This window comes from Chryseobacterium sp. ISL-6 (assembly GCF_018613715.1).
Taxonomy (GTDB): domain Bacteria; phylum Bacteroidota; class Bacteroidia; order Flavobacteriales; family Weeksellaceae; genus Chryseobacterium; species Chryseobacterium paludis.
The window spans coordinates 48,573-74,066 of record NZ_JAGGPT010000001.1 but is presented as its reverse complement, the minus strand read 5'-3'; the positions used below and the strand labels follow the sequence as shown (position 1 = coordinate 74,066).

Here is a 25,494-nt window from a genome sequence, read left to right as displayed (position 1 = left end):
CAATGATCAACTATTGATATTAATTAATCAATAAAATTTTGCTTTTATTTTTGATAATTTATTAAAACTTCAAAAACACTGTATGGAGGAGAAAACTATAGTATGTATTTCGTGCTATTACAAGGGCTATGATTTCATGGACGAAATGAAGCGGCTCGGTAATAAAATAATCTTGATTACATCTGAAAACATTAAAGAAAAGAACTGGCCTTGGCACGCTATTGATGAGGTGTATTATATGCCTGAATTAAAACCATCTGTATGGAATCTGGATCATTTGGTTCAGGGATTCTCACATCTTATGCAAACCAGGAAAATTGATGCGGTAGTAGCACTTGATGATTATGATGTAGAAAAAGCAGCATTGATCAGAGAAACTTTCCGTATTCCAGGGATGGGGCAAACCACACATCGTTATTTTAGAGATAAACTGGCCATGAGGCAGAAAGCAAAAGATTCAGACATTAATGTTCCTGAATTCACGCCAGTTTTTAATAATGATGAAATTAACACATTTATTGGAAAAGTACCTGCTCCGTGGGTTTTGAAACCACGTTCGGAGGCTTCAGCTTCAGGAATAAAAAAAATAACGACTAAAGATCAGCTTTGGGAGGCTTTAGATTCTCTAGGTGAAGAACGCCATCTCTTTTTATTGGAAAGCTTTAAACCTGGTGATGTTTATCATGTTGACAGTTTAACCTTTAATAAAGAAATAGTATTCACTTCTGCATCAAAATATCTGGCTCCGCCAATGCAGGTTTCTCATGAAGGTGGTGTTTTCAGGACTAAGACACTTGGAAAAGATTCCGATGAATTCAAATCTCTTGAAGAAGTTAATGCCAAAGTACTTTTAAATTTTGGACTACTTAATGGCGCGACCCATACAGAGTTCATACGAAGTAAAGATGATGGGAAATGGTACTTTTTAGAAACTTCATCCAGAGTTGGGGGTGCCCATATTCCTGATCTTGTAGAAGCTTCCAGTAATATTAATATCTGGAGAGAATGGGCAAAAATTGAAGATGCTCTTCTAAGATCGAAGCGTTATGATATTACAAAACCTACAGAACATTATGCCGGGTTGATTATTGCTTTAATCAAAACCCAACAACCTGATTATAGTGATTTTGAATGTGAAGAAATTGTAAAATACCTTCCCATAGACTATCATGTCGGAATTGTTTATAAGTCAGATAATGCTGATATTGTACAGGAAAGATTAGACGCCGCTGCTGAGAAAATAAATACAGGTTTATTAAACATTTTACCTCCAAAAGGCAAGCCTACGAGCTAATTATACATCAATTTTAAATTAATTATTCTAAAATGCCACACATAGAACATACTGATTATTATTCAAATATATTGGGAATGAATATTAAAGTGGAGGTCACCGGACATTACGGACATCCTATTATTATGTTTCCCACTTCTCAGGGTTTATATACTCAGAATCACGATTTTCATCTTAATGGAAGTATCAATTGGTTTGTAGAACAAGGAAAAGTAAAGCTTTATAATGTTCAGACAATTGATAGCTGGAGTTTTTATGACGATTCCATATCTCCACAACAAAGAATAAAAAATTATGAAAGATATGTACAATTTCTAATTCAGGAGTTCGTTCCTTATATTCAGAAATTACATAAAACACATAGGGTTGCCATTGCGGGAGCAAGCTTTGGAGGTTATCATGCTGCAAACTTTGCCTTTAGATTCCCTGACGTAGTATCACACCTATTCTGTCTTTCAGGAGCATTCAGCATTCGAAATTTTATGGATGGATATTCTGATGATCTGGTATATTATAATTGTCCCAGAGAATTTATAAAAAACGATGAAGCCTGGAAATACAAACACATGCATATTGTATTGAGTACCTCTGATCAGGACATCTGTAAAGATAAAAATGTGGAGATGGCAGAAATCTTAAAATCAAAAGGAATTGATTACTGGTATGATGAAAGAAAATGGATCAATCATGACTGGCCTCTTTGGAGAATGGTCTTTCCAACATTTATCAGCGCATTTTTCTCTTAGAATAAATTTTAAATAATCCCTTATTAATAAAAACACTAAAAACAACAATTATGGCAAAAAAGGTGGGAATTCTATTCGGTATGGAAAACACATTTCCTTGGGCATTTATTGAAAAGGTCAATGAATTAGGAGGTGGAGAAATTATAGCAGAACCTGTACATATCGATAAGCTGGCACAGGGTGTTGATTATGGTTATGCTGTTATTATAGACAGAATTTCTCATGATGTCCCTTTCTACAGAGCTTATCTCAAAAATGCAGCATTGAATGGAACGTATGTTATCAATAATCCATTCTGGTGGAGTGCTGATGAAAAGTTTTTCAATAATGCTTTGATGTCAAAACTGGGAATTCCACTTCCTAAAACTGTTTTATTACCATCCCATGAAAGACCGGCTAATACTTCAGAAACGTCATTCAGAAATTTAAAATTCCCTCACGACTGGGAATACATCTTTGATTATGTAGGTTTTCCTGCCTATATGAAACCTCACGACGGCGGAGGCTGGAGAAACGTTTACAGAGTAGAAAATCCAGAAGATCTATGGAATAAACTAGGTGAAACAGAACAGCTTGTTATGATGGTTCAGGAAGAAATTATTTTCGATGATTATTACAGAGTTTATTGCTTAGGAAAGAAATATGTTCATATTATGCCTTATGAACCTAGAAATGAACCTCATTTAAGATATGCTACCAGTCATCAGACGGATGGTGAAGAGTTGGAAAAACTATTAACAACCATTCATGATTATACGATTACAATGAACGAGGCATTAGGCTATGATTTTAATACGGTAGAATTCGCTGTAAAAGATGGTATTCCGTATGCCATCGACTTCTGTAATCCTGCACCAGATGCAGACAGAAACTCTGTTGGGGAAGAAAATTTCGCCTGGATTGTAGAGCATGCTGCAAAATTTGCCATTGAAAAGGCTAAAGAATATGTTCCTGGAAAACCCAACATTTCATGGGGAACTTTTGTAAAAGACTCAATAAAATAATTCAGTGGGAGAGAATATAAAAAACACAAGGAAATGCATCAGTTTACTATAGGAATCGAAGAAGAATATCAAATTATTGATGTTGACAGCAGAGATCTAATTTCTCATGTTTCTAAAATTATTGAAGGTGGAAAAGCTGTTTTAAGTGAGAACTTAAAGCACGAAATGCATGAATCCATGATTGAAATGGAAACAGGCATCTGTCAGAATATTCAGGAAGCAAGAACAGAACTTACTAACTTAAGAAGACACCTTATCAATATAGCCCATGAGCAGGGACTTCGTGTATCAGGAGGAGGAACACATCCTTTTTCTCACTGGTCGGACAATCCCATTACTCAGGGAGAACGTTACGTAAAGATTGTTGATGATATGGGTGATGTAGCACGTGAAAATCTTATTTTTGGGTTGCATGTTCATATTGGAATTCCCAATCGCGAAGAAGGGGTAAGAATTCAAAATGTAATGCGTTATTTTCTTCCTCATGTTTATGCATTGTCCACCAATTCACCTTTTTGGATAGGAAGAAATACAGGCTTTAAGTCCTACAGACAGGAGATTTTTGTAAAATTTCCAAGAACTGGAATTCCTAGTTACTTCAATTCATTGGCTGAATTTGACAGTTATGTAGATCTTTTAGTAAAAACAGGAACTATTGATAATGCAAAAAAGATCTGGTGGGACCTTCGTGTACATCCATTCTATCCTACTATTGAGTTTAGAATATGTGACATGCCATTAAGAATTGACGAGACCGTTTGCTTGGCAGCAATCATGCAAAGTTTAGTAGCAAAGATTTATAAACTTCATCAGCAAAACCTAAGCTTCAGAAGCTATAGAAGATTATTATTAAATGAAAATAAATGGCGGGCTTCCAAAAGTGGAATCGATGCTCATTTGATCGACTTTGGTAAAGAAGAATCTGTACCTTATCCCCATTTATTGAAAGAACTTCTTGAGTTCATTGATGATGTGGTAGATGATCTAGGTTGTCGCCAGGAAGTTGAATACGCCTGGAAAATTTTAGAAAACGGAACCGGAGCAGACCGACAACTTCAAATTTTTAAGGAAACAGGCGACCTTACCAAAGTAGTAGATTATATGATTTCTGAAACCGAATATGGTATTACCCACGGCGAAACTATTTCATGATATTTTTGGTAACTTTGCAAAAATATGATGTATGAAAGATATTAGAATCGCGTTGTTGGACATGAATAACAACCATGTAAATCAAGGGTTTAGAAATATTAAAGAAATCTCAGAAACCTTTAAAAAGAATTCTGAAGAAAATGTAAACATTCAGGTGTTCAATGTAAGACACGAAGATGAAATTCCAAATATAGAAGATTTTGACATTTTTATTTCTTCAGGGGGGCCAGGAAACCCTCATAGAGAAGGGCTGGAATGGGAAACAAAATATGCGGATTTTTTAGATTCCGTATATGATCATAATAATCATAAGGAAGATAAAAAGTATGTGTTTTTAATCTGTCATTCATTTCAAATAGCAAGTATTCATTGGAATTTAGGAAACATCTGCCCTAGAAAATCCTATTCTTTTGGGGTAATGCCTATTCATAAAACAGAAGATGGTGAAAAGGAATTTTTATTCAAAAATCTTTTAAATCCTTTTTATGGTGTAGATTCAAGAGCTTACCAGTTTATTGAGCCTGATCACGAACGTTTTGAAGAATTAGGAATGAAAATAGTGGCTATTGAGAAATTCCGCCCTCATATTAATTTAGAGAGAGCCATTATGGCTATTCGTTTCTCAGAAGAGATCTTTGGAACACAGTTTCATCCAGAAGCAGATCCTGCAAGCATGATTGAAAATCTAAAAGATGAAAAAAACAAAGAAGCTATGATTGAAAACTTTGGAATGGAAAAGTACCTTGAGACCTTGGACAGGATTGATGATGAAGATAAAATAGTTTTGACAAGAGCACAAATTCTTCCTACATTTTTACAGTTTGCTAAAAAGAATATTTTGAAAGCAGCAGGAGCAGTGGCTTAAAAATAATAAACAATTACAACACTATAAATCGAGCAAAATTGCTCGATTTTTTAAAATCACAAAGAAAAAGAATATGATCCCAAAATACCGAAAACAATTCAATCAGGATTTTTCACTGGAAAAGTATGAACAGCTTAAAAATAGCTTAGCAGAAAAGAGTGGTGTTCTACCGGGATTTAGAATTTCGGAGAGTCCTTTTTTCCTTACGAAGGAATTTGAAAGTAAGCTTATTGGTGCCAGCGAAAGTATTATAGATCAGATAAAGGCTTTATCTCCTGAAATACTACAAAAGGCTGTTCCTGAAAATTGCAAAGTTCCAAACGATACGGATCATCCTCATTTTTTCACCATTGATTTTGGAGTTTGCAAAAATGAAAATGGCGAAATAGAGCCACAACTGATAGAACTGCAGGCATTTCCATCTCTTTATGCTTTTCAAAAAACTTTTGAAAATACATTTTGTGAAGTATATCCTTTTCTTTCTGAAATTAAAAACGCAATGTCTCCTGGTCAGTTCGCAGATTATTTAAGAGAATTAATTGTTGGTGATGAAAATCCTGAAAATGTAATTCTTCTTGAAATTTTTCCTGAGAAGCAAAAAACAGCGATTGATTTTGCTTTAACAGAGAAACTATTGGGAATAAAAACAGTTTGTCTTACCAAAATAAAAAAGGACGGTAAAAAGTTGTATTATGAAGATAATGAAAAGTTAGTTCAAATAAAAAGAATTTACAATCGTGTTATTTTCGATGAATTAGACCATATTCCTAACCTTAAAACCGAATTCGATTTCCGTGAAGAAGTAGATGTAAAATGGATCACCCATCCAAATTGGTTCTTTAAAATCTCCAAATATCTTTTACCTTTATTAAAACATCAATTCGTACCCAAAAGCTATTTCCTATATGAATTCCCTGAAAATGAAAATCTTGAAAATTATGTTTTAAAACCCCTATTTTCATTTGCAGGAAGTGGAGTGAATTTGAATCCTACAATAGAAATTATAAATGCTATTGAAGATAAGGAAAATTATATTTTACAAAGGAAAGTTCAGTACGAACCAATCTTTGAAGATATCAACGGAGAATTTTCGAAAGCTGAAATACGTTTATTGTATATTTGGCGGGAAAATGATGAACGCCCTATCCTCTTAGAAAATCTTGGAAGGATGACAAAAGCTGCTATGGTGAATGTTGACTTTAATAAAAAGGATGCCATATGGATTGGAAGCTCTAATGTTTTCTTTGGAGAAGAATAAAATTTATTAAAACTAATATATTATGGAGCAAGAATCAGCTTTTGAAGAGTTTGATGTAAACAGTAATTTCGTACGGAGAAGAGATCTGTTACCGGTCTGGATTAAGATTTTCATCTGGTTATTTTTAATTGGTGGATCAGTTGCTTCTTTAATATTAATTTCCGGTTTTTTTCTAACTAATGTTTCATTGTCTATTTATGGAATAGACTCCACCCATCCTTATACCATTGCAGGGTTTATTGTTTGTATTCTTTTAATTTTTAAAGGAATTGTGGCTTTTGGACTTTGGTTTGAGCTGGAATGGGCTCCAAAAGCTGCTGTCATTGATGCTATAACAGGTATTGCTGTTTGTATCATTATGATGGTTATTATCCCTTTTGTAAATCCAAACATAAGTTTTACACTTAGATTAGAATTAATTCCTTTATATTTTTATCTCATAAAAATGCAGAAAATTGGAAAGCCCTGGCTTAATGCATAAAAAAACCTCCGAAATTTCGGAGGTTTTTTTATTATTAGATTAGATTAAATTTTATCATCTTCCAAAAATTCCTTGGCTTGATATTCCTGAACCAATTCTATGGCATTTGAAATTACATCGCTTAAAGCGGTAATAAACGTCCCTTCTTCAGCCATTCCCATAGCATGTTTTAATGCTTCAATTTCCTTGGGAATGATCTCATAGCTTACATCTCTGCCTGCTTCATGAATTCCATCTATAATTAATCCGTTAATTTCTTCTTCTTTCCTTCCGCGAAGATGTTTTTCATTTCTTATAATAATATAGTCAAACATCCTTCCGGCAATCTTTCCACATAGTTTGATATCTTCATCTCTCCTATCTCCAACTCCCGAAATAATTCCGATCTTCTTTGTAGATTCAACATTTTTAAGATAATCCTCTATTGCTTCATATCCATCAGGGTTATGTGCAAAGTCGATCAACACCTTAAAGTTTTTAAACTTAAAAATATTTAATCTTCCTGGAGTAAGCTGTGCACTCGGAATAAAAGTTCTTAGAGAATTTGAAATATCCTCTATTCCAAAACCATACAGATAACAGGCTAAACTCGCTGCTAAAACATTAGCGATCATAAATTTAGCTTTCCCTTCCATAGTAATTGGAAAGTCTTTTGCTCTTCCAATTCTTATCTTCCAGTCACCTTTTTTTATAGTTACAAACCCTTCCTCATAGACACAGGTAATTTTGCCTTCTTTAGCGAATTTTTTAATGTATGGATTATTTTCATCCAGACTGAAAATTGCAATATTACTGTCTAAGTCATTAACGATTCGCATGGAATATTCATCATCAGCATTCATGACACTCCAACCATTTTTCTTTACGCTATCAAGAACTACTCTCTTTACTTTAGTAAGATCTTTTAAGTTATGAATGTCATTCATTCCCAGGTGATCTTCCTTAATATTTGTCAGTACTCCAATATCACATTGGGAAAATCCTAGGCCAGAACGTAGAATACCACCTCTGGCAGTTTCTAACACTGCAAACTCTACAGTTGGATCTTTTAAAACAAATTCAGCTGAAAGTGGACCTGTTGTATCTCCTTTCGTAAGCATTGTGTTCTGAATATAAATACCATCAGATGTAGTAAAGCCTACTCTATAACCATTATTCTTAACAATATGGGAGATCAATCTTGTTGTTGTTGTTTTACCATTGGTTCCAGTTACTGCAATAATAGGAATGGTAAATGGTTTCCCTTGAGGATAAAGCATATCTACAACCGGAGCTGCAACATTTCTTGGAAGACCCTCACTTGGTGCCAGGTGCATTCTGAATCCAGGAGCAGCATTGACCTCAATAATCGCTCCACCACTTTCTTTAAGAGGCTGCGTTAAATTTTCGGCCATTATATCAATACCACAAACATCTAAACCAATGATTTTAGAGATTCTTTCGGCCATTGTAATGTTTTCGGGATGTACCATATCCGTTACGTCAATCGAAGTTCCCCCTGTTGAAAGGTTCGCTGTAGATTTTAGAAATACAATTTCTCCTTTTTGAGGAACAGTCTCCAATGTATAATGGAGTTTTTCCAAAAGCTCTAAAGTATCTTTATCAATTTGTATTTCCGTTAATACATTTTCATGTCCATATCCTCTTCTAGGATCTTTATTTTCTTTTTCAATAAGCTTTTCAATATTCAATTCTCCGTCACCAACAACATGGGCTGGAACCCTTCTTGCTGCAGCAACCATTTTATTATCTATAACAAGAACCCTGAAATCATATCCGGTGATATATTTTTCTACAATCGTCTTCTTAGAATATTTTTGAGCATGTTCTAAACCGACTTTGGCACTCTCCCAATCATTAACATTAATGGAAGATCCCTTTCCATGGTTTCCATCTAAAGGCTTAAGAACAACGGGATACCCTATCTTTTTAATGACCCTGTCTAAACCCTCTTCATCAATCACCAAATCTCCAATCGGAACCGGGATAGCTGCATCATGGAGCATTTTCTTTGTCAGTTCCTTATTACATGCAATATCTACCGCAATTGAGCTCGTTTTTCCAGTAATCGTTGCCTGAAATCTTTGCTGATTAACACCATATCCCAGTTGAACTAAAGAATTAGTTCCTAATCTAATCCAAGGGATCTTTCTTGAAACGGCTTCCTCTACAATACTTCCTGTAGATGGACCTAAACGAACACGTTCCCTGATTTCTTTTAGTGTATGAATACATTCGTTGATATCATATTCTTTGCCTTCAATTAAAGCTTCGGCAATTTTCACGGCTTCTTCGGCAGCATAAATCCCGGCATTCTCTTCAATATAATCAAAAACAACATTGTAAATTCCCGGAGATTTAGTTTCCCGGGTTCTTCCGAAACCTGTATCCATACCTGCTAAGGTTTGGATTTCCAGAGCAATATGCTCTATTACATGTCCCATCCAGGTTCCTGTTTCTACTCTATGAAAAAAACCACCATGTACTCCTTCCGAACATCGATGGGTAATTAAGGACGGCATCATTTTTTCTATCCGCTCCCTGAATCCATCTATTTTATTGGTAGGAAAATTCTCCATCTCTTCAAGATCCAACCTCATCTGTATCAGCTTCTTTCTTCTGATACTCCAAATATTTGGACCACGTAAGGCCTGTATCTTCTCAATTTTCATAGTCAATTTGCATTTTTCTTGATTAATAATAACATCTTCTAAAATCAAAGATAATGTAAAAGCATAAACAAAACCATAGGCCATTTAAAGATTTCTTAAAAAAAAATTAGTTATCATTAACAATCTTAAAAACCTAAAAATCAATTTATATGTATTTGATATTTCGTCAAATATTAATAATTTTTTAAATTTGCATACTATGATGAAACCCGTTGGAAAATTAATTGTTATCGGAGGCGCTGTAAATAAAGGAAGTTTTGCAGAAACCGATTATGATCAGAATATAGAAAAGAACCTTAATTTTTTTGAAAGAGGTATTTTAAGAAAGATCATTAATGAATCTAAGCTAAAAGAAAACTCTATTATAGAAGTAGTGACTACTGCTTCACAAATCCCACAAATTGTAGGAACCGAATATAAGAAGGCTTTTGAGTTTTTAGGTGCAAAAAATGTTAACATTCTTGATATCCACAACCGTGAAGAAGCCAATTCTGATGCTATGGTAGCGAGAGCTAATGCAGCTGATGTTGTTATGTTTACGGGTGGAGACCAGCTTAGGCTTACCTCTATTCTTGGTGGAACAAGATTCCACGATACTATTTTATTAAAATATCAGGAACAGGATTTCATTTATTCCGGAACTTCTGCGGGAGCTGCTGCAGCTTCTGAAAACATGATTTACCAAGGAAGTAGTTCTGAAGCTTTATTAAAAGGAGAAATAAAAACGACACAAGGTTTAGGACTTATTGATAATGTAATTATTGATACCCACTTTGTACAAAGAGGAAGAATCGGAAGACTTTTTCAGGCTGTTGTCAATAATCCAAGAACATTGGGAATTGGTTTGGGAGAAGATACAGGCCTTTTCATACATAATGATGTAATGACGGCGGTAGGTTCTGGGCTTGTTATTATCGTAGATGGTAGATTTATCAAAGATACCAACCTTACCAATATCAATTTGGGAGAACCGATCTCTATCGATAACTTAACGGTGCATGTAATGTCGATGAATGATCATTATGATCTTACTACAAAGACCCTGACTATAGAGAATTCACAGTTTAATCCAATTCCACAAGACAAATAATTAGTAAAAAGTAGAAAACAGAGATTTACAAGTTTAATTAAATTTGTAAGCATCTTTGTTGTTGACTTAATCCAGTATAAATATTCCTTATCAACAAAATATATATGAAAATAATTATCCACGGTGGATTTTTCTCTGAAAGCGATCAAAGCCATGAAGTAAAAGTTGCCAAACAAAATTCATTAAAAAATATAGCCCAAAAGGCTTTTGAGTTTTTACAGACTCATTCTGCCTTTGATACTGTGGCTTATGCCGTTTCTCTTTTAGAAGACGATGAACTTTTTAATGCCGGAATAGGCTCTCAGATTCAAAGTGATGGGATAATCCGTATGAGCGCTGCTATCATGGATGGTGAAACTCAGAAATTAAGTGGTGTCATCAATATTCAGGATGTAAAGAATCCTATTTTTGTGGCTAAAGATTTAATGAAAGAAGATGATCGTGTATTAGGAGGAAGAGGTGCTAAAAAATATGCTTCAGAGCACGGTTTTGAAAATTTTTCAACAGAAATTCCCCAAAGGAGAAAAGAATACGAAGCTAAACTTAATAATGGAGGAAAAGGAACTGTTGGCTGTGTTGCGATCGATCAGAATGGTAAACTGGCTGTTGCCACCTCAACAGGAGGAAAAGGTTTTGAAATTCCAGGAAGAATTTCCGATTCAGCAACTGTTGCCGGCAATTATGCCAATTCAGTATGCGCTGTAAGTTGTACAGGTGTTGGAGAAGATATCGTAAGCAATGCTACGGCAACAAAAATTGTAACAAGGGTTACAGATGGAATGACTTTAGAAAATGCCTTTCAGAAAACTTTTGAAGAATTAAAAACGATTGACGGATTTGCAGGTGCGATTGCTATTGATAAAAATGGAAATATCTATCACCAAGATTCTTATCCTACCATGGTCTTCGCAAGTTATGATGGTCAAAATTTTGAAATCTTCAATTAATTTAACATTATTTTATCATTACTTTCAGTTTTTTGGCACGCAATTTACATGATACTAAGCAACAAATTTTAATATTAATTAAAAAAAATAGAAATCATGGGAAATAAGACAAACGGATTATTAGCTTTATTAGGTTTAGGTGCTTTAGCTTACTGGAAATATAAAAAATCAACTCCAGAAGAACAACAAGCTGTAAAAGATAAAATCAACACTGCTAAGGACAACCTTAACAAGTGGGGAAATGATATTAAAACTAAAGCAAGTGATGTAGCTTCTCAAGTTCAGAATAAAGTGGACGAAGCGAAAACAAAAGCTGAGGATTCTTTAAGTTAAGACAAGTTTTTTTAACATTCATATATAGAAAAGTCATCGTAGTAGTATATTACGATGACTTTTTTTGTGCCATTAAAGCAAATACGATTGGAATTTTATTTCCAAACTTTGATATCCGCCACTTTCCTTTTTCAAATTCTTCAACATGTTTAAAACACGGATAAGGTGACCAATCAAATTCTCTGAAATCGTTTATCTCCAATTTATTTTTAATTAAATTCTGCATAACTTCAGCCAATGAATGATTCCACATTACATACTCCTGAACGATAGATGCTGAAGGATCAGCATAAGTCCCTTCATAAGTTTCAATAATGGGTTTTTCATTAAAGTAATTATAGGTTACTTCTTTGAAATCATCATCAAACATCCAGACTACAGGATGAAATTCTACCATTACAAATTTCCCATTCGGCTTCAAAAAGTGACTGACTACGTGAGCCCACTTATCTAAATCTGGAAGCCACCCTATCGTTCCATAGCTGGTAAATACAATATCAAATTTTTCATCTAAAACATTAGGAAGATCATAAACATCTGAGCATATAAATTCGGTATCTGTTCCAGATTGCTTAGCCAGATCTTTGGCTGTATTAATAGCCTTATCAGATAGATCTATTCCAATAACCTTTGCGCCTAATCTGGAAAAAGATATGGAATCCTGTCCAAAATGACACTGTAGATGTAGAATACTTTTTCCTTTAACATCTTCTAAAAGATCTAATTCAATAGAATTAAGAGAACTTCTTCCTTTTAAAAATTCATCAACAAAATAAAAATCTGATTTCAGATGAGGTTCTACTTTAGCATTCCATGAGTTTTTGTTTATTTCTAAGTAATTTTCCATGATTAATTAGTGAGTGGTATTAATTTTTGCTTAATACAATATTACTCATAATTCAGTAATTATTCATCCTGATACTCTTGGGAAGGAATAACAATTGAAGTATATAGGCTATATAGTTCCCAGCCTAAAGATTCGTACAAAGATTTACCTTCCACTGTTGCCACCAAAAAGTTATTATATGCTCCTTTTGATAGTGCAATTTTCTCTAATTCTTTCATTAAAAAAGAAGCAAGACCCTTTCTTCTATGGTTTTGATCAGTAATGATCTGATCATAAACACCCAAATCATCAACAATAGCTACCCTGCCTATTGCTGCTTGTTCTCCCCCATCTTTAGTAATAATCTTAATCACGTAGGTGGAATTATACTGATCATATTCAAGTCGATAGTCTGCGGGAAGATCATAATGTAAAACAGTCATTGGATGAAAACATGACATCATATATTGATCGCCCTGCATTTGCCATTTGGAAGGTATTTTATCTTTAAATGTTTCGAAAGCTGAAGATACTTTCAGGAAAACCCAAGGCTCATCAACTAATTCTGCCAATTGGAGAAAGTCATCATTGGGCTCAGAAAATACATATCGCTTTTTCTGCATAGGAGTGTTAACATCTACTGTAAATCCAGATTTGTACTTGACAGGCTGAGGAAGTTGTCTGGATAATGACCACCCTTGCAGCCATTTTTCTATAATGTCAATAGAAGCATTGTTTTTCATAATAAGGTGAATAAAATTCTGATATAAATATTGTTTTGAGTGATCGTTTTTCTCAATAATTATGCTTTAAATACATTTCGAATATAAAAATAAATCACCATCTTTAACATAGTGTAATACTAAAAAAACAAGTTTTAAAATAAATAAAAATAATTTCATGAATAAGAAGCATATCGTAGTAATAGGTCTTGGTGGTGTAGGTGGTTATTTTGGTTTTAAGATCAGTCAAAACAATGAAACTTTTCATCAATATATCATATCATTTATTGCAAGAGGTGAAACCTACCAAAAAGTAAAAGAACAGGGATTAACACTTATTTCTGCTGAACATCGTAATGATAAAACACATCCTAATGCGGTTTATGAAAACATTAGTGATGTAGTTCAGCCTGATCTTGTTTTGATTTGTGTTAAAGAGTATGATCTAGAAAGGGTTTGCACCGAATTAAAAGAAGTCATCAATGAAGACACAATCCTGTTACCTATGATGAATGGTGCAGATATCTATGACAGAATAAGAAAAATCATTCCTGATCATGTTATTCTACCTTCATGTATTTATGTAGCTTCTCATATCAAAGAAAAAGGCGTTGTAGAACATAAAGGAAAAACAGGAAAAATGATCTTCGGCAAAGATCCAGAAAACCCTTCTAGAGATATTAATTGGGTGATCGATGTAATGAAAGAAAGTCGAATTGATTTTGATTTTAAAGACAATCCATTAGTCGATATCTGGACAAAATTTATTTTTATAGCAAGTTTTGGATTGGTGACGGCCAAGCACAATTCATCTATAGGCATGGTTTGCACAGATCCTGTACAAAAAAATGAGGCGACGGAAATAATGAAAGAAATAGAACTAATTGCTCATCAAAAGGGGATTTCTCTCGAAGAAAATATCATTGACAAGACTTTCGAAAAAGCCTCTACATTTCCCCCTGAAACTCCAACTTCTCTACAATTGGATATTAATTCCGGGAAAGAAAATAGTGAGCTGGAATTATTTGCCGGTGCTATTATCAGATATGGAAATGAGTTGGGAATAAAAGTTCCATTTACTCAGAAAATATATGATGAAATAAAAGTGAAAGGAAAATAAAAAAAAGAGTCTTCTTATGCTATTAAGAAGACTCTTTTTTTCTATGTAATTATCCTAAAAACTCCTCCAGAGAAACTGTTTTCTGTTCTCCAGCTTCAAGGTTTTTAAAGGTTACTGTTCTGTTTTTAATTTCTTCTTCACCTAAAAATACAAGGTTCTTAATGCCTTTCTTTTCTGCATAAGTGAACTGTTTATTTATTTTTGCACTTTCAGGATATAGTTCTGCAGAAATACCTTTTTCTCTTAACTGTATAATCAGTTTTAAAGCTTCCAAGGTTTCTTCACCACCAAAATTGGCAAATAAATACTCTACTTTTGATGTAGCTTCTGCAGGGAAAAGACCTAATTCTTCCATGACCAGATAAATTCTATCTAATCCAAAGGAAATACCAATACCCGGAATATTTTTTACTCCAAAAACTGCGGTAAGATTATCATATCTTCCACCACCACCGATAGAACCCATCTGTGCTTCATCAGCCTTAACTTCAAAAATAGCACCTGTATAATAATCCAGTCCTCTTGCTAAGGTAATATCAAAAACAAGATTCTGAATATCTACTCCAAGGCTTATAGACTGCGTAAGAACAAACTCTAATTCTTCTACTCCTTTTAATCCTATTTCATTTCCAACGAATTTTTCTTTAAGCTGAAGCAGATTCTCCAAAGCATCGTCAGATTGAGAAAATAAGAAATCTAATTTATCAATAGAGTCCTGGGAAATTTCTCTTTCTAATAACTCTTTTACAACGCCTTCTTTTCCTATTTTATCTAATTTATCAAGAGCTACTGTAAAATCAATTAATTTATCCGTAATTCCTGCGTATTCAGCTAATCCAGAAAGGATTTTTCTATTGTTAACGTGAATGGTAACAGAAACTTTTAGGTCTGCAAATGATTTTAAGTATAACTGAATTAAATCTACTTCCTGTAAAAGGCTTTCACTTCCTACTACATCAGCATCACACTGATAAAATTCTCTGAATCTTCCTTTCTGCGGACGGTCTGCTCTCCAAACCGGTTGAATCTGATAACGTTTGTAAGGGAAAGTTAACTGTCCATGGTTCATTGCTACAAATCTTGCGAAAGGCACCGTAAGGTCGTAACGAAGCGCTTTATCAGTAAGACTATCTGAACTGAATGGTTTATCTAATGCTCTTTGAAAATCATTGAGCATTTGGGCCTTCTTCTCCTCTTTAGCTTCATTGATGCTGGAATTTAAGATTTTAAAGATCAAACGGTCTCCTTCTTCTCCATATTTTCCCGTCAATGTCGAAAGATTTTCAAAACTTGGCGTTTCCAATGGTTGGAATCCAAATAATTCAAAATTATTCTGTAAAATATTGATAATATATTTTCTTCTTGAAACTTCCTGTGCGGTAAAATCTCTCGTTCCTTTTGCTAAGCTTGGCTTCATTTTATAATTGATAAATGATGTGTAATAATTGATAAGTCATACAAAAATAAGAAAATGAAAAGACTTTTACTATAAGACAATACATCACAGAAGCTGAAGAAAATAATTTTCTTCAGCTTCTTCCATATTACTTCATCATTTGTGTTCAACAATCAATCGAAAAATCAAATACTTTCCAGGATTTCTAAAATTTCTTCACCATAGTTTTCTATCTTGTGTTTTCCAAAACCCTTAATATCCAATAGCTCAGCTTTTTTGGCAGGTTTATATTTAGCTACTGATACCAACTCCTTATTACTGGCTATAAAATAGATCGGGAGATTTTGTTCTCTGGCTTTCTCAGATCTCCACAGTTTTAATGCATCTAATATCTTTTCTTCATCTGGATTCAACACATCACTTTCGGCTGCATATTTTACAATTTTCGGTTCTTTAACAGCGGATAAAACAACTTTCGATTCTTCAAAATACAAAACAACCGACCAATAATTTTCATCATGTACAAAAGCTGTTTCCGACTTGATAACGTCATGATTTCCAAGAAAATCATCTAATATCTGTTGATCTTTGTACAGATATTCTTCAGGCAATCTTATTTTAAAAACTTTTACCTTCATCATTTGTGTTTTTATTATATTATTTATTACCTCCTCCTAACAAGAGAATTTCATCAATTCTGATCTCTGTAATGTATCGTTTTACACCATCTTTATCATCATAGGATCTGTATGTCAGTTTTCCTTCGATTGCAATTTCCTTTCCCTTAGGAACATACTTCTGAAGGATTTCAGCCACTTTTCCAAAGGCAATTAAATTATGCCATTGGGTTTCTTCTACCTTCTCCCCTTTTGCATTGGTGTAATGATCAGTCGTTGCTAAAGACACACTTGCCTTTACATTTCCGCTATCGAAGTTTACCATTTCGACTTCTTTTCCTGTGTAACCAATTAATGTTACTTTGTTTCTTAGTGACATAACTATATATTTTAAAGATTAATAATTAGATCCGAGACGTTCACTGCTTTCTCAAATCTCTGTTGCAAAGATTGTCATCCCGAAACATTGCAGTCGGTTACAAACTATTTAAACTCGTTTGTAGTCGTTTACAAACGGATAATCCTTATCTTTGAATAAACATTCAGTCTATGAAAAGAGAGATCAATATTTTTGAGTTTCCATTCAATTTGGGTCTCACCAAAAAAGAACACGAGATAGAGCCAGGTGTTAGAAAACTTCCTGACTGGCTTCGAAAATTTGGCTTTCACGATAAACTTAGTCCCAGAAATACGTTCAGGTTAGAAGCTCCGGAATATACCATGTATTTTGATGAAGAAACACAGGTTAAAAATCCTGATCAGATCATTGAATATGCAAAAAGGCAATCCGAACTTATTCTCAATAATTTTAATAAAGATATATTCAATATCATGATTGGAGGTGACTGCAGTATTCTGATCGGAGCTGCCGTTGCACTAAAAAAGCTTGGAAATTTTGGATTGTTCTACCTCGATGGTCATACCGATTTTATTCCACCACAACTCTCTCCGAGCGGGGGTGTTGCAGGAATGGATCTGGCTATTGTTTCAGGAATGGGACATGAAAAATTAACGAATATTGAAGATCTAAAACCTTATTTTTTAGAAGAGAACATTTTCTGTGTCGGAAATGCAGAAATGGATGACGAAGAATATGTTGATCAGATTATCAATTCTGATGTACATTATTATGATCTTGAAAACTTAAGAAAAAACGGTTTCACAAAAACAACTGAAGATTTCTTAAAAATGATTCAGGAAAAGAATTTAGATGGCTTCTTTATCCATTTTGATGTGGATGTTTTAAAAGATGAAATTATGCCAGCTGTAGACAGTAGAATGGAAGATGGAATTGACTATGATAATCTCAAAGAAATTTTAATTCCATTGATGAAAAATAATAAGTGTTTTGGAATTGAAATCACTATATTAGACCCTGACTATGACAAGGAAGGCCTTTATACAAGGGCTTTTATTGAGAATTTAACGCAAATGATAAAAAATTAAAGCAGAAAATATGAAGCAGAAAATAAAAAGAACATTCAGGGTTTCAAAATACGTAATTTATAAAGAAACACTTGTTGATTACAAAGAGCATTTCTGGTCTTTTTTAGGTGCATTTTTCGGAATTGGGATTATTGCATTTATACAATCCCATTATCTTTTGGAACAGGAAAACATTTTTCTTATTGGTTCATTTGGAGCATCCAGTGTTTTGATCTATGGAGCCATTCAAAGTCCACTTGCACAACCCAGAAATTTAATCGGCGGACATGTTCTTTCAGCATTGGTAGGTGTTACGATATATAAGATCGTTCCTGATATTGTTTGGCTTTCTGCACCTTTAGCTGTTGCATTTTCAATTGTTTTGATGCAATACACCAAGACATTACATCCTCCGGGTGGTGCTACAGCATTGATTGCCGTTACGTCCTCTGGTAAAATTCCTGAATTGGGATACTGGTATGCGCTATCTCCTGTTCTATCAGGATGTATCATCCTATTGCTTGTGGCTTTATTCTTTAACAATATTACTCCCAACAGAAGCTATCCTAATCATAACAGGTTAAAAAAGTTATTAAGAAAAAAACACGAACATAAAATGAAAAAATAAAAGTATGGATTGTCTTGAATGTGGCGAAAAAATACTTGGCAGGTCTGATAAAAAGTTCTGTAATGATGCCTGTCGAAATGCCTACAACAATAAACAGAACAAAGATTCTAATAATCTGATGCGGAATATCAATAATAAACTCCGTAAAAATTACCGCATTCTAACGGAAATCAATATTGATGGTAAAACTAAAATCGCCAGATCGAAACTGGATGGCTTAGGTTTTGATTTTGATTACTTCACCAACCTAAAGGTTTATAAAAATGGTTCTGAATATAAATTTATTTATGACTACGGTTACAAACTTTTAGAAGACGATTTTGTTTTGATCGTAAAAAATCAAGCATAAGTACACCAACCTAAATTAATACTATGAAAGAAGTTGTTTTAATTACCGGAGCTAATGGAATGGTCGCCCGTGAACTATCGAAAAATATTGATAAGGAATATACGGTTCGATTTTTAACGCGAAAAAAAGAAAAAAGCAACGAATACGAATGGAATATTAATAAAGGAACAATCGATGAATCTGCATTTGAAAATGTGAGCCATATTATTCATCTTGCAGGAGCTAATATTTCTGAAAAACAATGGACAGAAGAAAGGAAGAAAGAAATAATTTCCAGTCGTGTTGATTCTGCAAAGCTGATCCTGGAAACTTTAAAAAAGAAAAACATCAAACTAAAGTCTTTCATTTCGGCTTCTGCTATTGGAATTTACGGAGCCAAGACCTCACAAAAGATCTATTCCGAAGAAGATGAAAAAGCCAATGATTTTCTTGGAAAGGTGGTTATTCTGTGGGAGGAGGCAGCTGATGAATTCCTTAAAGAAAATGCTGCAGAAAGAGTCGTAAAAATAAGAACTTCTATTGTCCTTTCTGAAAAGGAAGGAGCTTTAAAAAAGATGGCTGTTCCTATTAAGTTCTGGATCGGTTCACCATTAGGAAGCGGTCAACAGTATATGCCATGGATTCATTTAAAAGACATGAGTGGGATTTATGAATTTGCATTAAAAAACCCACAGATGAGGGGAGCATATAATTCAGCTTCTTCGCAACATACAACAAACGAAAATTTTACAAAAAAAATAGCGGAAGTCCTGCATAAGCCCTTGTTTATGCCCAATGTTCCTGCTTTTATATTAAAACTTATATTTGGAGAATTGTCTGTAGCGTTTTTAGAAGGCTCACGGGTTAATTCTCAAAAAATTCAGGACGCAGGATTTCAATTCCAGTTTCCAGATTTAAAAAAAGCACTGGAAGATTTACTGAAAAAGTAATATCCATTCTCAGAAAGATACCTCTTAAGAAAGTATCTGTTCAATATTGAAGTACTTGATTTCATCTGTAAATATTAAATTATGAAAGACATCATTGTAACCAAAGCACGACAGAATAATCTTAAAAACATTTCATTACAAATTCCAAAAAACAAAATCACCGTTTTTACGGGTGTTTCAGGATCTGGAAAGTCTTCTCTGGTTTTTGAAACTATTGGAGCTGAAGCCCAGCGGCAGATCAATGAAACACAAAATAGTTTTATCAGAAACCGCTTGCAACATTTTGGAGTTCCCAATGTTGATAAAATTGAAAACCTCAATGTTCCTTTTATCATCAACCAAAAGAGACTGGGTGGAAATGCCCGTTCAACGGTAGGAACAGCAACAGATATTTACGCCTCCCTCCGATTACTTTTCTCGAGAATAGGTCAACCTTTTGTAGGGTATTCTAATGTATTTTCCTTTAATAATCCTCAAGGGATGTGTCCGGAATGTGAAGGGTTGGGATATGTTCAGACCGTAAACACCGAAACGCTATTCGATAAAAATAAATCTTTGAACGAAGGTGCCATCCAATTCCCTACTTTTCAGCCTGGTGGATGGCGATTAACCCGTTATATTCATTCCGGTTATTTTGATAATGATAAAAAGCTAAAGGATTTTACAAAAGAAGAATGGGAACTATTGTTGCATGCAGAAGAACACACGCCTAAAAAGCCTTCCAAAGAATGGGGTAAAACAGTGAAATATAAAGGAGTCATTCCACGAATTGAAAATTCATTCTTAAAAAAAGACTCTCAAGAAAATGTTACCAGAAAAGAGACTTTAAAAAAAGTTATTATTACAAAGAATTGTCCGCTATGTAAAGGCCAAAGATTAAACGCTAAAATCTTGTCCTGTAAAATTGAAGGGCTAAACATTGCAGACTGCACAGCATTATCTGTTGATGATCTTTTCGCTTTTCTGCAAGACATCCCATCCAAAACTTATTCTTCGATTTTTCAGGAACTCGAAAAAAAACTGCAAAATCTAATTGACATCGGTTTACAGTATCTCACTCTGGACAGACAAACGGATACCCTTTCCGGAGGTGAATCTCAACGGATAAAGATGGTAAAGCAATTAGGAAACAGTTTGGTTGATTTATTATATATTTTTGATGAACCGAGTATAGGACTACATCCTAAAGATATCGACCATATTGTAGACATCATCAAAAAAATCAGAGATAAAGGAAATACAGTTTTGATCGTTGAACATGATCCCGATCTTATTAAAATAGCTGATCTCATTATTGATATGGGACCTGAATCAGGGAAAAATGGGGGTGAAATTATGTACCAGGGGACTTTTAAAAATTTAAAAAATGCTAAAGGTAAAACAGGAAGTTACTTTAGCAAAAAACGAAATTTTAATAAAAATCCACGTTCAGCAAAAGGATCTATTGAAATAAAAAATGGCAGCCTTTTTAATGTAAAAGATATCAGCATAAAGATTCCAACAGGAATTATGACCGTGGTAACGGGTGTTGCAGGTTCAGGGAAAAGTACTTTAATTAATAAAATTCTACCCCTCTTCTATCCTGAAGTAACCATCATAGATCAGTCCGTTTTTACAGCCAGCAGCCGCTCCAATTTATTGACCTATTTAAATTTATCAAATACGGTGAGGAAACTTTTTTCACAGGCCAATAAGGTATCTGATAAACTTTTTAGTCGTAATGGAGAAGGCGCCTGTCCAAACTGCAAAGGTTTAGGTGTTGAAAAAATAGATCTTGCCTTTATGGATGATATTGAACAGCCTTGCGAGGTATGTCAGGGTTCAGGCTATAAACCAGAAGTTTTACAATATCATTATCACAAAAAAAATATCGCTGAAATCATGGAAATGACCGTGTTGGATGCATTGCACTTTTTTCCAAAACCAGAATTCGAACATGAACTCAGCTTACTGATCAAACTGGGATTAGATTATTTAACTCTGGGACAACGGCTCGACAGCTTTTCGGGAGGTGAAAGGCAACGTTTAAAACTTACTAAAGAATTGAATCATACAGCGAAGGTTATCGTTCTCGATGAACCCAGCACCGGACTTCACCCCATTGATAATGAAAAGCTACTTTCATTCTTCGAGGAATTAATAAAAACCGGTAACACGCTGATTATTATTGAGCACAATCTGGATATTATTGCACAAGCCGACTGGATCATCGATATTGGTCCTGGAGCAGGAAAATTGGGCGGTAAAGTTGTATTTGAAGGAACCGTAGAAAATTTACTGAAAGATCATCATTCTGAAACTTCGAAATATTTGAAAAAACATTTGAACGGTAAATAAATCACTAATCATAACTGCTTTAAACCCTTGATGTTCTACAGATATCCCTTTAATTTCCCTGAATTCAAAGGAATAATGAAAGGTTCTTGAAAAAGAAACATTAATTTAGCGTTTGTATGTAAAGAAATAGTGACCATCGGGTACCCATGAATGACAGTTTAATTTTAAAGAATATAACCAAACACATTTCGCTTAATAATGAGGAAGTTACCTACTTCAACTCTTTATTGAAAGAAAGAACAGTTCAAAAAAAAGAATTAGTTCTAAAGCAACAGCAACTCTGCAAAGAGATCTACTTTGTTCAATCAGGACTTTTAAGAGCTTTTTACATGGATGTTTCAGGGAAAGAATCTACTATTATGTTTGCTATGCCGGATTGGTGGATTACAGATATGTACTGCTTTATTAATCACCACCCTGCAATGCTGAATATTGAAGCATTAGAAGACAGTGTTGTTCTACAGTTAAAAAAAGATGATTTAGATAATCTGTACCAGAAAATTCCAAAGTTTGAAAGATTTTTCAGGATCATGATGCAAAATGCATACACAAGAGAGCAGCTTAGAATTATTGAAAATCTTTCACTGACAGCCGAAGAGCGGTATTATGCTTTTCTTCAAAAATATCCATTGGCAGCAGAAAGGATTACACAAAAGCAAATTGCATCCTATCTGGGGATCACACCCGAATTCTTAAGTACAATAAAAACAAATAAACACAAAAAATAACGACTCTTAAACTATCTTATTTTTTTTACATTTTAAGTTCTGTTATTTTGTTCAAAATAGAAAATATTATGCTCATACTTATTGCCGGACCCTATCGCAGTGGCACCAATGACGACCCTCAACTCATACAACAGAATTTAAATAACCTTGAATCAGCTGCATTACCTATTTTCAGAAAAGGTCATATTCCCATGATTGGAGAATGGGTGGCTCTGCCATTAATCCATCTCGCGGGTTCCAAACAGTTAGGTGATGAAGCATGGCAGGAGATACAATACCCTGTTGCCCATCGTATTCTGGAAAAATGTGATGCCATATTACGTTTGGAGGGTGCTTCAAAAGGTGCAGATGAAGATGTAAGAATTGCTAAAGAAAGAGGTTTGAAAGTTTACTATAATATTGAAGATATTCCACATGCAGAATAATAAAGTAAAAATTACAAAGACAGAAATTTTATCCGATAATTGGTACACTTTAAATAAAGTTACTTATGAAAAATTAAAAAGTAACGGAACCATAGAAACTCAAAGCAGAGAAGCTTATGACAGAGGAAATGGTGCTACTATTTTACTTTACAATAAAAATTCAAAAACCGTTATTTTAACAAGGCAATTTCGATTGCCTACTTTTATTAATGGGAATACTACAGGTATGCTTATCGAAGCCTGTGCCGGATTATTGGATAATGACAATCCTGAAGACTGTATTAAAAGGGAGACGGAAGAAGAAACCGGATATCAGATCTCCAAAGTAGAAAAGATTTTTGAATCTTATATGTCACCAGGCTCCGTCACTGAGATCCTTTATTTTTTTATTGCAGAATATTCTACAGAAATGAAAACTTCAGCTGGTGGTGGGCTTGAGGAAGAGGGTGAAGATATTCAAGTTTTAGAACTTTCTTTTAATGAAACCTTAAAAATGATCGATACTGGTGAGATTAAAGATGCAAAAACAATCATGCTTCTTCAGCATTTACGCGTTAAAAATATTCTATAGCATCATATTTGCTGCTAAAAAAACTAAAATCCATAAAAACTAATTTTAAAATAAAAATATGTATTTTCATTTCCGTATTTTCATCTTAAGAATTTCTTAAAAAAGGAAGGGGAAATACATTTTAAAAATCAAAAAAATATGAGACGGCAATTTTCATTTATCCTCTTGTTATCATTATCAATAGCTACTTTTGGTCAGAAAAAAGAAACCTCAAGCAGCAAAGAAAAGGCTATTACTGAGCAATTCAAAAATGAATACAAGAAGAAAACCTATCCAAGATTTGAAGGAAAGATTGTTGTAAAGGACACTCAGATTCAGTTTGATGACAAAACGATCTTATATGATAAATCTGATAAGGTAACCAGTTTAATATTACAACAGGGATTAATTTATCCACAGCTTCTAACGGATTATCAAATGGAAAAATTCATAGAAGAAAGCACGGATAAAACCCAAAAAAGATTTCTACGTCTTCAAAAAAATCCACGTGCCGGTTTTGATGTCAACAATGTTAAATTAAGCAATACAACTGAACTCACTTTTCTAGGTTCAAATCCTAAAGCCAAGAGGTTTAGAATTACCTGTAAGGACAATAAACTGGGTAACTTAATTCAGTATCTGTTTGAGTTGACCAATAAAAATGCGAGTAAAGAAACCACGATGGAAGAATTTATTAAAAATTCTACTTTGACGTATTTGCAGCAGCAGAGGATGGATTAAATATTAAAAAAAATTTCAATCCTAAATGAATTTAAAAATATCAAGCATTAAACAACTTAATGTATTTTTCTTACTATTTTTAATTTATCAAATAATTGCATTTGTTTCAGTTTTGGGCTGCTATCCTTCATATATATTTTTTACTCAATATTCAATTTATGGTCTAATCATAACATTTCCCATTTCAGTTTTTAGCTTTATGATTAGATTTGCTGAACCTGAGTCAGAAATAACTGTCATTATTATCCAATCAGTTATTTTCTTAGTATCTGCTTTAATTTATTTATTACTAAAGCGTAAAATTCAAAAATCCAAAGATTCAAAATCATATTAATTAAGTTTGAAGATTTAGAGTTACAGGTTAAAATAATCTTATAAAGATCTAAAATATTAAACACAAATATCACTAATATGTAACACTAATATTCACAAATACATACTAGTGTCATTAGTGTTTAAAAAAAACAAAAACAATGGAAATCAAAAACATCGATCACATCGTTTTAACCGTAGCCAATATCGATAAAACAATCGGGTTCTATACCCATATTCTCGGCTTCGAAGTCGTAACCTTCGGAGATAACAGAAAAGCGTTGACTTTTGGAAACCAAAAGATCAATCTTCACCAAAAAGGAAAAGAGTTTGAGCCCAAAGCAGAACATCCAACTCCCGGTTCTGCAGATCTATGTTTTATTGCAGCAACAGATATCAATGAGGTTTTAAAGGAATTACAACATAAAAACATTGAGATCATTGAAGGTATCGTCGAGAGAACAGGTGCGATGGGCAAAATAAGATCAATATATTTCAGAGATCCTGATATGAACCTTATTGAAGTAAGTAATTATATTTAAATCCC

At 33.8% G+C, this 25,494-nt stretch carries 27 protein-coding genes; 21 read left to right on the top strand and 6 right to left on the bottom strand.

Annotated elements, in window-relative coordinates:
• The first annotated feature begins 82 nt into the window (after positions 1-82).
• The 7 genes from J7E44_RS00320 to J7E44_RS00290 all read left to right on the top strand — a co-directional run bounded on the left by J7E44_RS00320 (position 83) and on the right by J7E44_RS00290 (position 6,800).
• The gene (locus tag J7E44_RS00320; RefSeq protein ID WP_214824237.1) at positions 83-1,294 is read left to right on the top strand and encodes an ATP-grasp domain-containing protein; all 1,212 of its coding nucleotides are present in this window, start codon (positions 83-85) and stop codon (positions 1,292-1,294) included.
• A gap of 32 nt (positions 1,295-1,326) precedes the next feature.
• The gene (locus J7E44_RS00315) at positions 1,327-2,040 is read left to right on the top strand and encodes an alpha/beta hydrolase-fold protein (protein WP_214824234.1); all 714 of its coding nucleotides are present in this window, start codon (positions 1,327-1,329) and stop codon (positions 2,038-2,040) included.
• A gap of 50 nt (positions 2,041-2,090) precedes the next feature.
• Positions 2,091-3,044, top strand: coding sequence for an ATP-grasp domain-containing protein (locus J7E44_RS00310; RefSeq protein ID WP_214824231.1), 954 nt, complete (start codon positions 2,091-2,093; stop codon positions 3,042-3,044).
• A gap of 33 nt (positions 3,045-3,077) precedes the next feature.
• A complete protein-coding gene (locus tag J7E44_RS00305) occupies positions 3,078-4,196 on the top strand; it encodes a carboxylate-amine ligase (protein ID WP_214824227.1) in 1,119 nt (372 codons plus the stop codon).
• Between the two features lie 31 nt (positions 4,197-4,227).
• The gene (locus J7E44_RS00300) at positions 4,228-5,061 is read left to right on the top strand and encodes a type 1 glutamine amidotransferase (protein ID WP_214824225.1); all 834 of its coding nucleotides are present in this window, start codon (positions 4,228-4,230) and stop codon (positions 5,059-5,061) included.
• Positions 5,062-5,134: 73 nt separating this feature from the next.
• Positions 5,135-6,319, top strand: a complete 1,185-nt coding sequence (locus tag J7E44_RS00295; protein WP_214824222.1) for a hypothetical protein — start codon at positions 5,135-5,137, stop codon at positions 6,317-6,319.
• Between the two features lie 22 nt (positions 6,320-6,341).
• Positions 6,342-6,800: a hypothetical protein gene (locus J7E44_RS00290; RefSeq protein WP_214824219.1), complete on the top strand. Its 459-nt coding sequence runs from the start codon at positions 6,342-6,344 to the stop codon at positions 6,798-6,800.
• 44 nt (positions 6,801-6,844) lie between these two features.
• Here J7E44_RS00290 and cphA read toward each other — a convergent pair whose 3' ends face one another.
• Complete coding sequence (gene cphA / locus J7E44_RS00285) at positions 6,845-9,472, bottom strand: cyanophycin synthetase (RefSeq protein ID WP_214824215.1); 2,628 nt, start codon at positions 9,470-9,472, stop codon at positions 6,845-6,847.
• Between the two features lie 202 nt (positions 9,473-9,674).
• Between cphA and J7E44_RS00280 the strand changes: the two genes are divergently transcribed.
• From J7E44_RS00280 to J7E44_RS00270, 3 genes are all read left to right on the top strand, one after another.
• A complete protein-coding gene (locus J7E44_RS00280; protein ID WP_214826164.1) occupies positions 9,675-10,562 on the top strand; it encodes a cyanophycinase in 888 nt (295 codons plus the stop codon).
• 104 nt (positions 10,563-10,666) lie between these two features.
• A complete protein-coding gene (locus tag J7E44_RS00275) occupies positions 10,667-11,509 on the top strand; it encodes an isoaspartyl peptidase/L-asparaginase (protein ID WP_214824211.1) in 843 nt (280 codons plus the stop codon).
• A gap of 96 nt (positions 11,510-11,605) precedes the next feature.
• Complete coding sequence (locus tag J7E44_RS00270; RefSeq protein ID WP_214824208.1) at positions 11,606-11,842, top strand: YtxH domain-containing protein; 237 nt, start codon at positions 11,606-11,608, stop codon at positions 11,840-11,842.
• A 49-nt stretch (positions 11,843-11,891) separates the two neighbouring features.
• Here the strand turns inward: J7E44_RS00270 and J7E44_RS00265 are convergent, their stop codons facing one another.
• Both J7E44_RS00265 and J7E44_RS00260 read right to left on the bottom strand, forming a co-directional pair.
• Complete coding sequence (locus tag J7E44_RS00265; protein WP_214824205.1) at positions 11,892-12,689, bottom strand: class I SAM-dependent methyltransferase; 798 nt, start codon at positions 12,687-12,689, stop codon at positions 11,892-11,894.
• A gap of 59 nt (positions 12,690-12,748) precedes the next feature.
• Complete coding sequence (locus J7E44_RS00260; protein ID WP_214824202.1) at positions 12,749-13,411, bottom strand: GNAT family N-acetyltransferase; 663 nt, start codon at positions 13,409-13,411, stop codon at positions 12,749-12,751.
• A 157-nt stretch (positions 13,412-13,568) separates the two neighbouring features.
• On the opposite strand from J7E44_RS00260, the gene J7E44_RS00255 reads away from it, so the two are divergent.
• Complete coding sequence (locus J7E44_RS00255) at positions 13,569-14,510, top strand: ketopantoate reductase family protein (protein ID WP_214824199.1); 942 nt, start codon at positions 13,569-13,571, stop codon at positions 14,508-14,510.
• Positions 14,511-14,559: 49 nt separating this feature from the next.
• On the opposite strand, the gene hisS is transcribed toward J7E44_RS00255, so the two are convergent.
• The 3 genes from hisS to J7E44_RS00240 all read right to left on the bottom strand — a co-directional run bounded on the left by hisS (position 14,560) and on the right by J7E44_RS00240 (position 16,902).
• Positions 14,560-15,927, bottom strand: a complete 1,368-nt coding sequence (hisS, locus tag J7E44_RS00250) for a histidine--tRNA ligase (protein WP_214824196.1) — start codon at positions 15,925-15,927, stop codon at positions 14,560-14,562.
• A gap of 164 nt (positions 15,928-16,091) precedes the next feature.
• Complete coding sequence (locus tag J7E44_RS00245; RefSeq protein WP_251040434.1) at positions 16,092-16,547, bottom strand: HRDC domain-containing protein; 456 nt, start codon at positions 16,545-16,547, stop codon at positions 16,092-16,094.
• A 16-nt stretch (positions 16,548-16,563) separates the two neighbouring features.
• Positions 16,564-16,902, bottom strand: a complete 339-nt coding sequence (locus J7E44_RS00240; protein WP_214824194.1) for a single-stranded DNA-binding protein — start codon at positions 16,900-16,902, stop codon at positions 16,564-16,566.
• Positions 16,903-17,072: 170 nt separating this feature from the next.
• On the opposite strand from J7E44_RS00240, the gene J7E44_RS00235 reads away from it, so the two are divergent.
• From J7E44_RS00235 to J7E44_RS00190, 10 genes are all read left to right on the top strand, one after another.
• Complete coding sequence (locus J7E44_RS00235) at positions 17,073-17,969, top strand: arginase family protein (RefSeq protein WP_214824192.1); 897 nt, start codon at positions 17,073-17,075, stop codon at positions 17,967-17,969.
• Positions 17,970-17,979: 10 nt separating this feature from the next.
• Positions 17,980-18,576: an HPP family protein gene (locus J7E44_RS00230; protein WP_214824190.1), complete on the top strand. Its 597-nt coding sequence runs from the start codon at positions 17,980-17,982 to the stop codon at positions 18,574-18,576.
• 4 nt (positions 18,577-18,580) lie between these two features.
• Positions 18,581-18,925 (top strand): hypothetical protein, encoded by a 345-nt coding sequence (locus J7E44_RS00225; protein WP_214824188.1) that lies wholly within the window; start codon positions 18,581-18,583, stop codon positions 18,923-18,925.
• 23 nt (positions 18,926-18,948) lie between these two features.
• Positions 18,949-19,854, top strand: a complete 906-nt coding sequence (locus J7E44_RS00220) for a TIGR01777 family oxidoreductase (protein ID WP_214824186.1) — start codon at positions 18,949-18,951, stop codon at positions 19,852-19,854.
• Between the two features lie 81 nt (positions 19,855-19,935).
• Entirely contained in the window at positions 19,936-22,191 is a 2,256-nt protein-coding gene (locus J7E44_RS00215; protein ID WP_214824183.1) for an ATP-binding cassette domain-containing protein, read from the top strand.
• Positions 22,192-22,337: 146 nt separating this feature from the next.
• On the top strand, positions 22,338-22,919 hold the full coding sequence (locus tag J7E44_RS00210; RefSeq protein WP_214824181.1) for a Crp/Fnr family transcriptional regulator: 582 nt from the start codon (positions 22,338-22,340) through the stop codon (positions 22,917-22,919).
• A 68-nt stretch (positions 22,920-22,987) separates the two neighbouring features.
• Positions 22,988-23,344 (top strand): DUF4406 domain-containing protein, encoded by a 357-nt coding sequence (locus tag J7E44_RS00205; RefSeq protein ID WP_214824179.1) that lies wholly within the window; start codon positions 22,988-22,990, stop codon positions 23,342-23,344.
• Positions 23,334-23,915: a GDP-mannose pyrophosphatase NudK gene (gene nudK, locus J7E44_RS00200; RefSeq protein ID WP_214824177.1), complete on the top strand. Its 582-nt coding sequence runs from the start codon at positions 23,334-23,336 to the stop codon at positions 23,913-23,915. Before J7E44_RS00205 ends, nudK begins: the two co-directional genes overlap by 11 nt.
• Positions 23,916-24,053: 138 nt before the next feature.
• Positions 24,054-24,635: a hypothetical protein gene (locus J7E44_RS00195; RefSeq protein WP_214824175.1), complete on the top strand. Its 582-nt coding sequence runs from the start codon at positions 24,054-24,056 to the stop codon at positions 24,633-24,635.
• A gap of 473 nt (positions 24,636-25,108) precedes the next feature.
• A complete protein-coding gene (locus tag J7E44_RS00190) occupies positions 25,109-25,489 on the top strand; it encodes a VOC family protein (RefSeq protein WP_214824173.1) in 381 nt (126 codons plus the stop codon).
• The last annotated feature ends 5 nt before the right edge of the window (positions 25,490-25,494 follow it).

Coding starts and splice junctions, on each gene's coding strand:
- J7E44_RS00240 (WP_214824194.1), bottom strand. CDS start 16,902: ATGTCACTAAGAAACAAAGTAACATTAATTGGTTACACAGGAAAAGAA.
- J7E44_RS00220 (WP_214824186.1), top strand. CDS start 18,949: ATGAAAGAAGTTGTTTTAATTACCGGAGCTAATGGAATGGTCGCCCGT.
- nudK (WP_214824177.1), top strand. CDS start 23,334: ATGCAGAATAATAAAGTAAAAATTACAAAGACAGAAATTTTATCCGAT.
- J7E44_RS00270 (WP_214824208.1), top strand. CDS start 11,606: ATGGGAAATAAGACAAACGGATTATTAGCTTTATTAGGTTTAGGTGCT.
- J7E44_RS00320 (WP_214824237.1), top strand. CDS start 83: ATGGAGGAGAAAACTATAGTATGTATTTCGTGCTATTACAAGGGCTAT.
- J7E44_RS00210 (WP_214824181.1), top strand. CDS start 22,338: ATGAATGACAGTTTAATTTTAAAGAATATAACCAAACACATTTCGCTT.
- J7E44_RS00255 (WP_214824199.1), top strand. CDS start 13,569: ATGAATAAGAAGCATATCGTAGTAATAGGTCTTGGTGGTGTAGGTGGT.
- J7E44_RS00215 (WP_214824183.1), top strand. CDS start 19,936: ATGAAAGACATCATTGTAACCAAAGCACGACAGAATAATCTTAAAAAC.
- J7E44_RS00300 (WP_214824225.1), top strand. CDS start 4,228: ATGAAAGATATTAGAATCGCGTTGTTGGACATGAATAACAACCATGTA.
- J7E44_RS00310 (WP_214824231.1), top strand. CDS start 2,091: ATGGCAAAAAAGGTGGGAATTCTATTCGGTATGGAAAACACATTTCCT.
- J7E44_RS00205 (WP_214824179.1), top strand. CDS start 22,988: ATGCTCATACTTATTGCCGGACCCTATCGCAGTGGCACCAATGACGAC.
- J7E44_RS00280 (WP_214826164.1), top strand. CDS start 9,675: ATGAAACCCGTTGGAAAATTAATTGTTATCGGAGGCGCTGTAAATAAA.
- J7E44_RS00275 (WP_214824211.1), top strand. CDS start 10,667: ATGAAAATAATTATCCACGGTGGATTTTTCTCTGAAAGCGATCAAAGC.
- J7E44_RS00315 (WP_214824234.1), top strand. CDS start 1,327: ATGCCACACATAGAACATACTGATTATTATTCAAATATATTGGGAATG.
- J7E44_RS00235 (WP_214824192.1), top strand. CDS start 17,073: ATGAAAAGAGAGATCAATATTTTTGAGTTTCCATTCAATTTGGGTCTC.
- hisS (WP_214824196.1), bottom strand. CDS start 15,927: ATGAAGCCAAGCTTAGCAAAAGGAACGAGAGATTTTACCGCACAGGAA.
- J7E44_RS00295 (WP_214824222.1), top strand. CDS start 5,135: ATGATCCCAAAATACCGAAAACAATTCAATCAGGATTTTTCACTGGAA.
- J7E44_RS00265 (WP_214824205.1), bottom strand. CDS start 12,689: ATGGAAAATTACTTAGAAATAAACAAAAACTCATGGAATGCTAAAGTA.
- cphA (WP_214824215.1), bottom strand. CDS start 9,472: ATGAAAATTGAGAAGATACAGGCCTTACGTGGTCCAAATATTTGGAGT.
- J7E44_RS00290 (WP_214824219.1), top strand. CDS start 6,342: ATGGAGCAAGAATCAGCTTTTGAAGAGTTTGATGTAAACAGTAATTTC.
- J7E44_RS00260 (WP_214824202.1), bottom strand. CDS start 13,411: ATGAAAAACAATGCTTCTATTGACATTATAGAAAAATGGCTGCAAGGG.
- J7E44_RS00190 (WP_214824173.1), top strand. CDS start 25,109: ATGGAAATCAAAAACATCGATCACATCGTTTTAACCGTAGCCAATATC.
- J7E44_RS00305 (WP_214824227.1), top strand. CDS start 3,078: ATGCATCAGTTTACTATAGGAATCGAAGAAGAATATCAAATTATTGAT.
- J7E44_RS00195 (WP_214824175.1), top strand. CDS start 24,054: ATGAGACGGCAATTTTCATTTATCCTCTTGTTATCATTATCAATAGCT.
- J7E44_RS00225 (WP_214824188.1), top strand. CDS start 18,581: ATGGATTGTCTTGAATGTGGCGAAAAAATACTTGGCAGGTCTGATAAA.
- J7E44_RS00245 (WP_251040434.1), bottom strand. CDS start 16,547: ATGATGAAGGTAAAAGTTTTTAAAATAAGATTGCCTGAAGAATATCTG.
- J7E44_RS00230 (WP_214824190.1), top strand. CDS start 17,980: ATGAAGCAGAAAATAAAAAGAACATTCAGGGTTTCAAAATACGTAATT.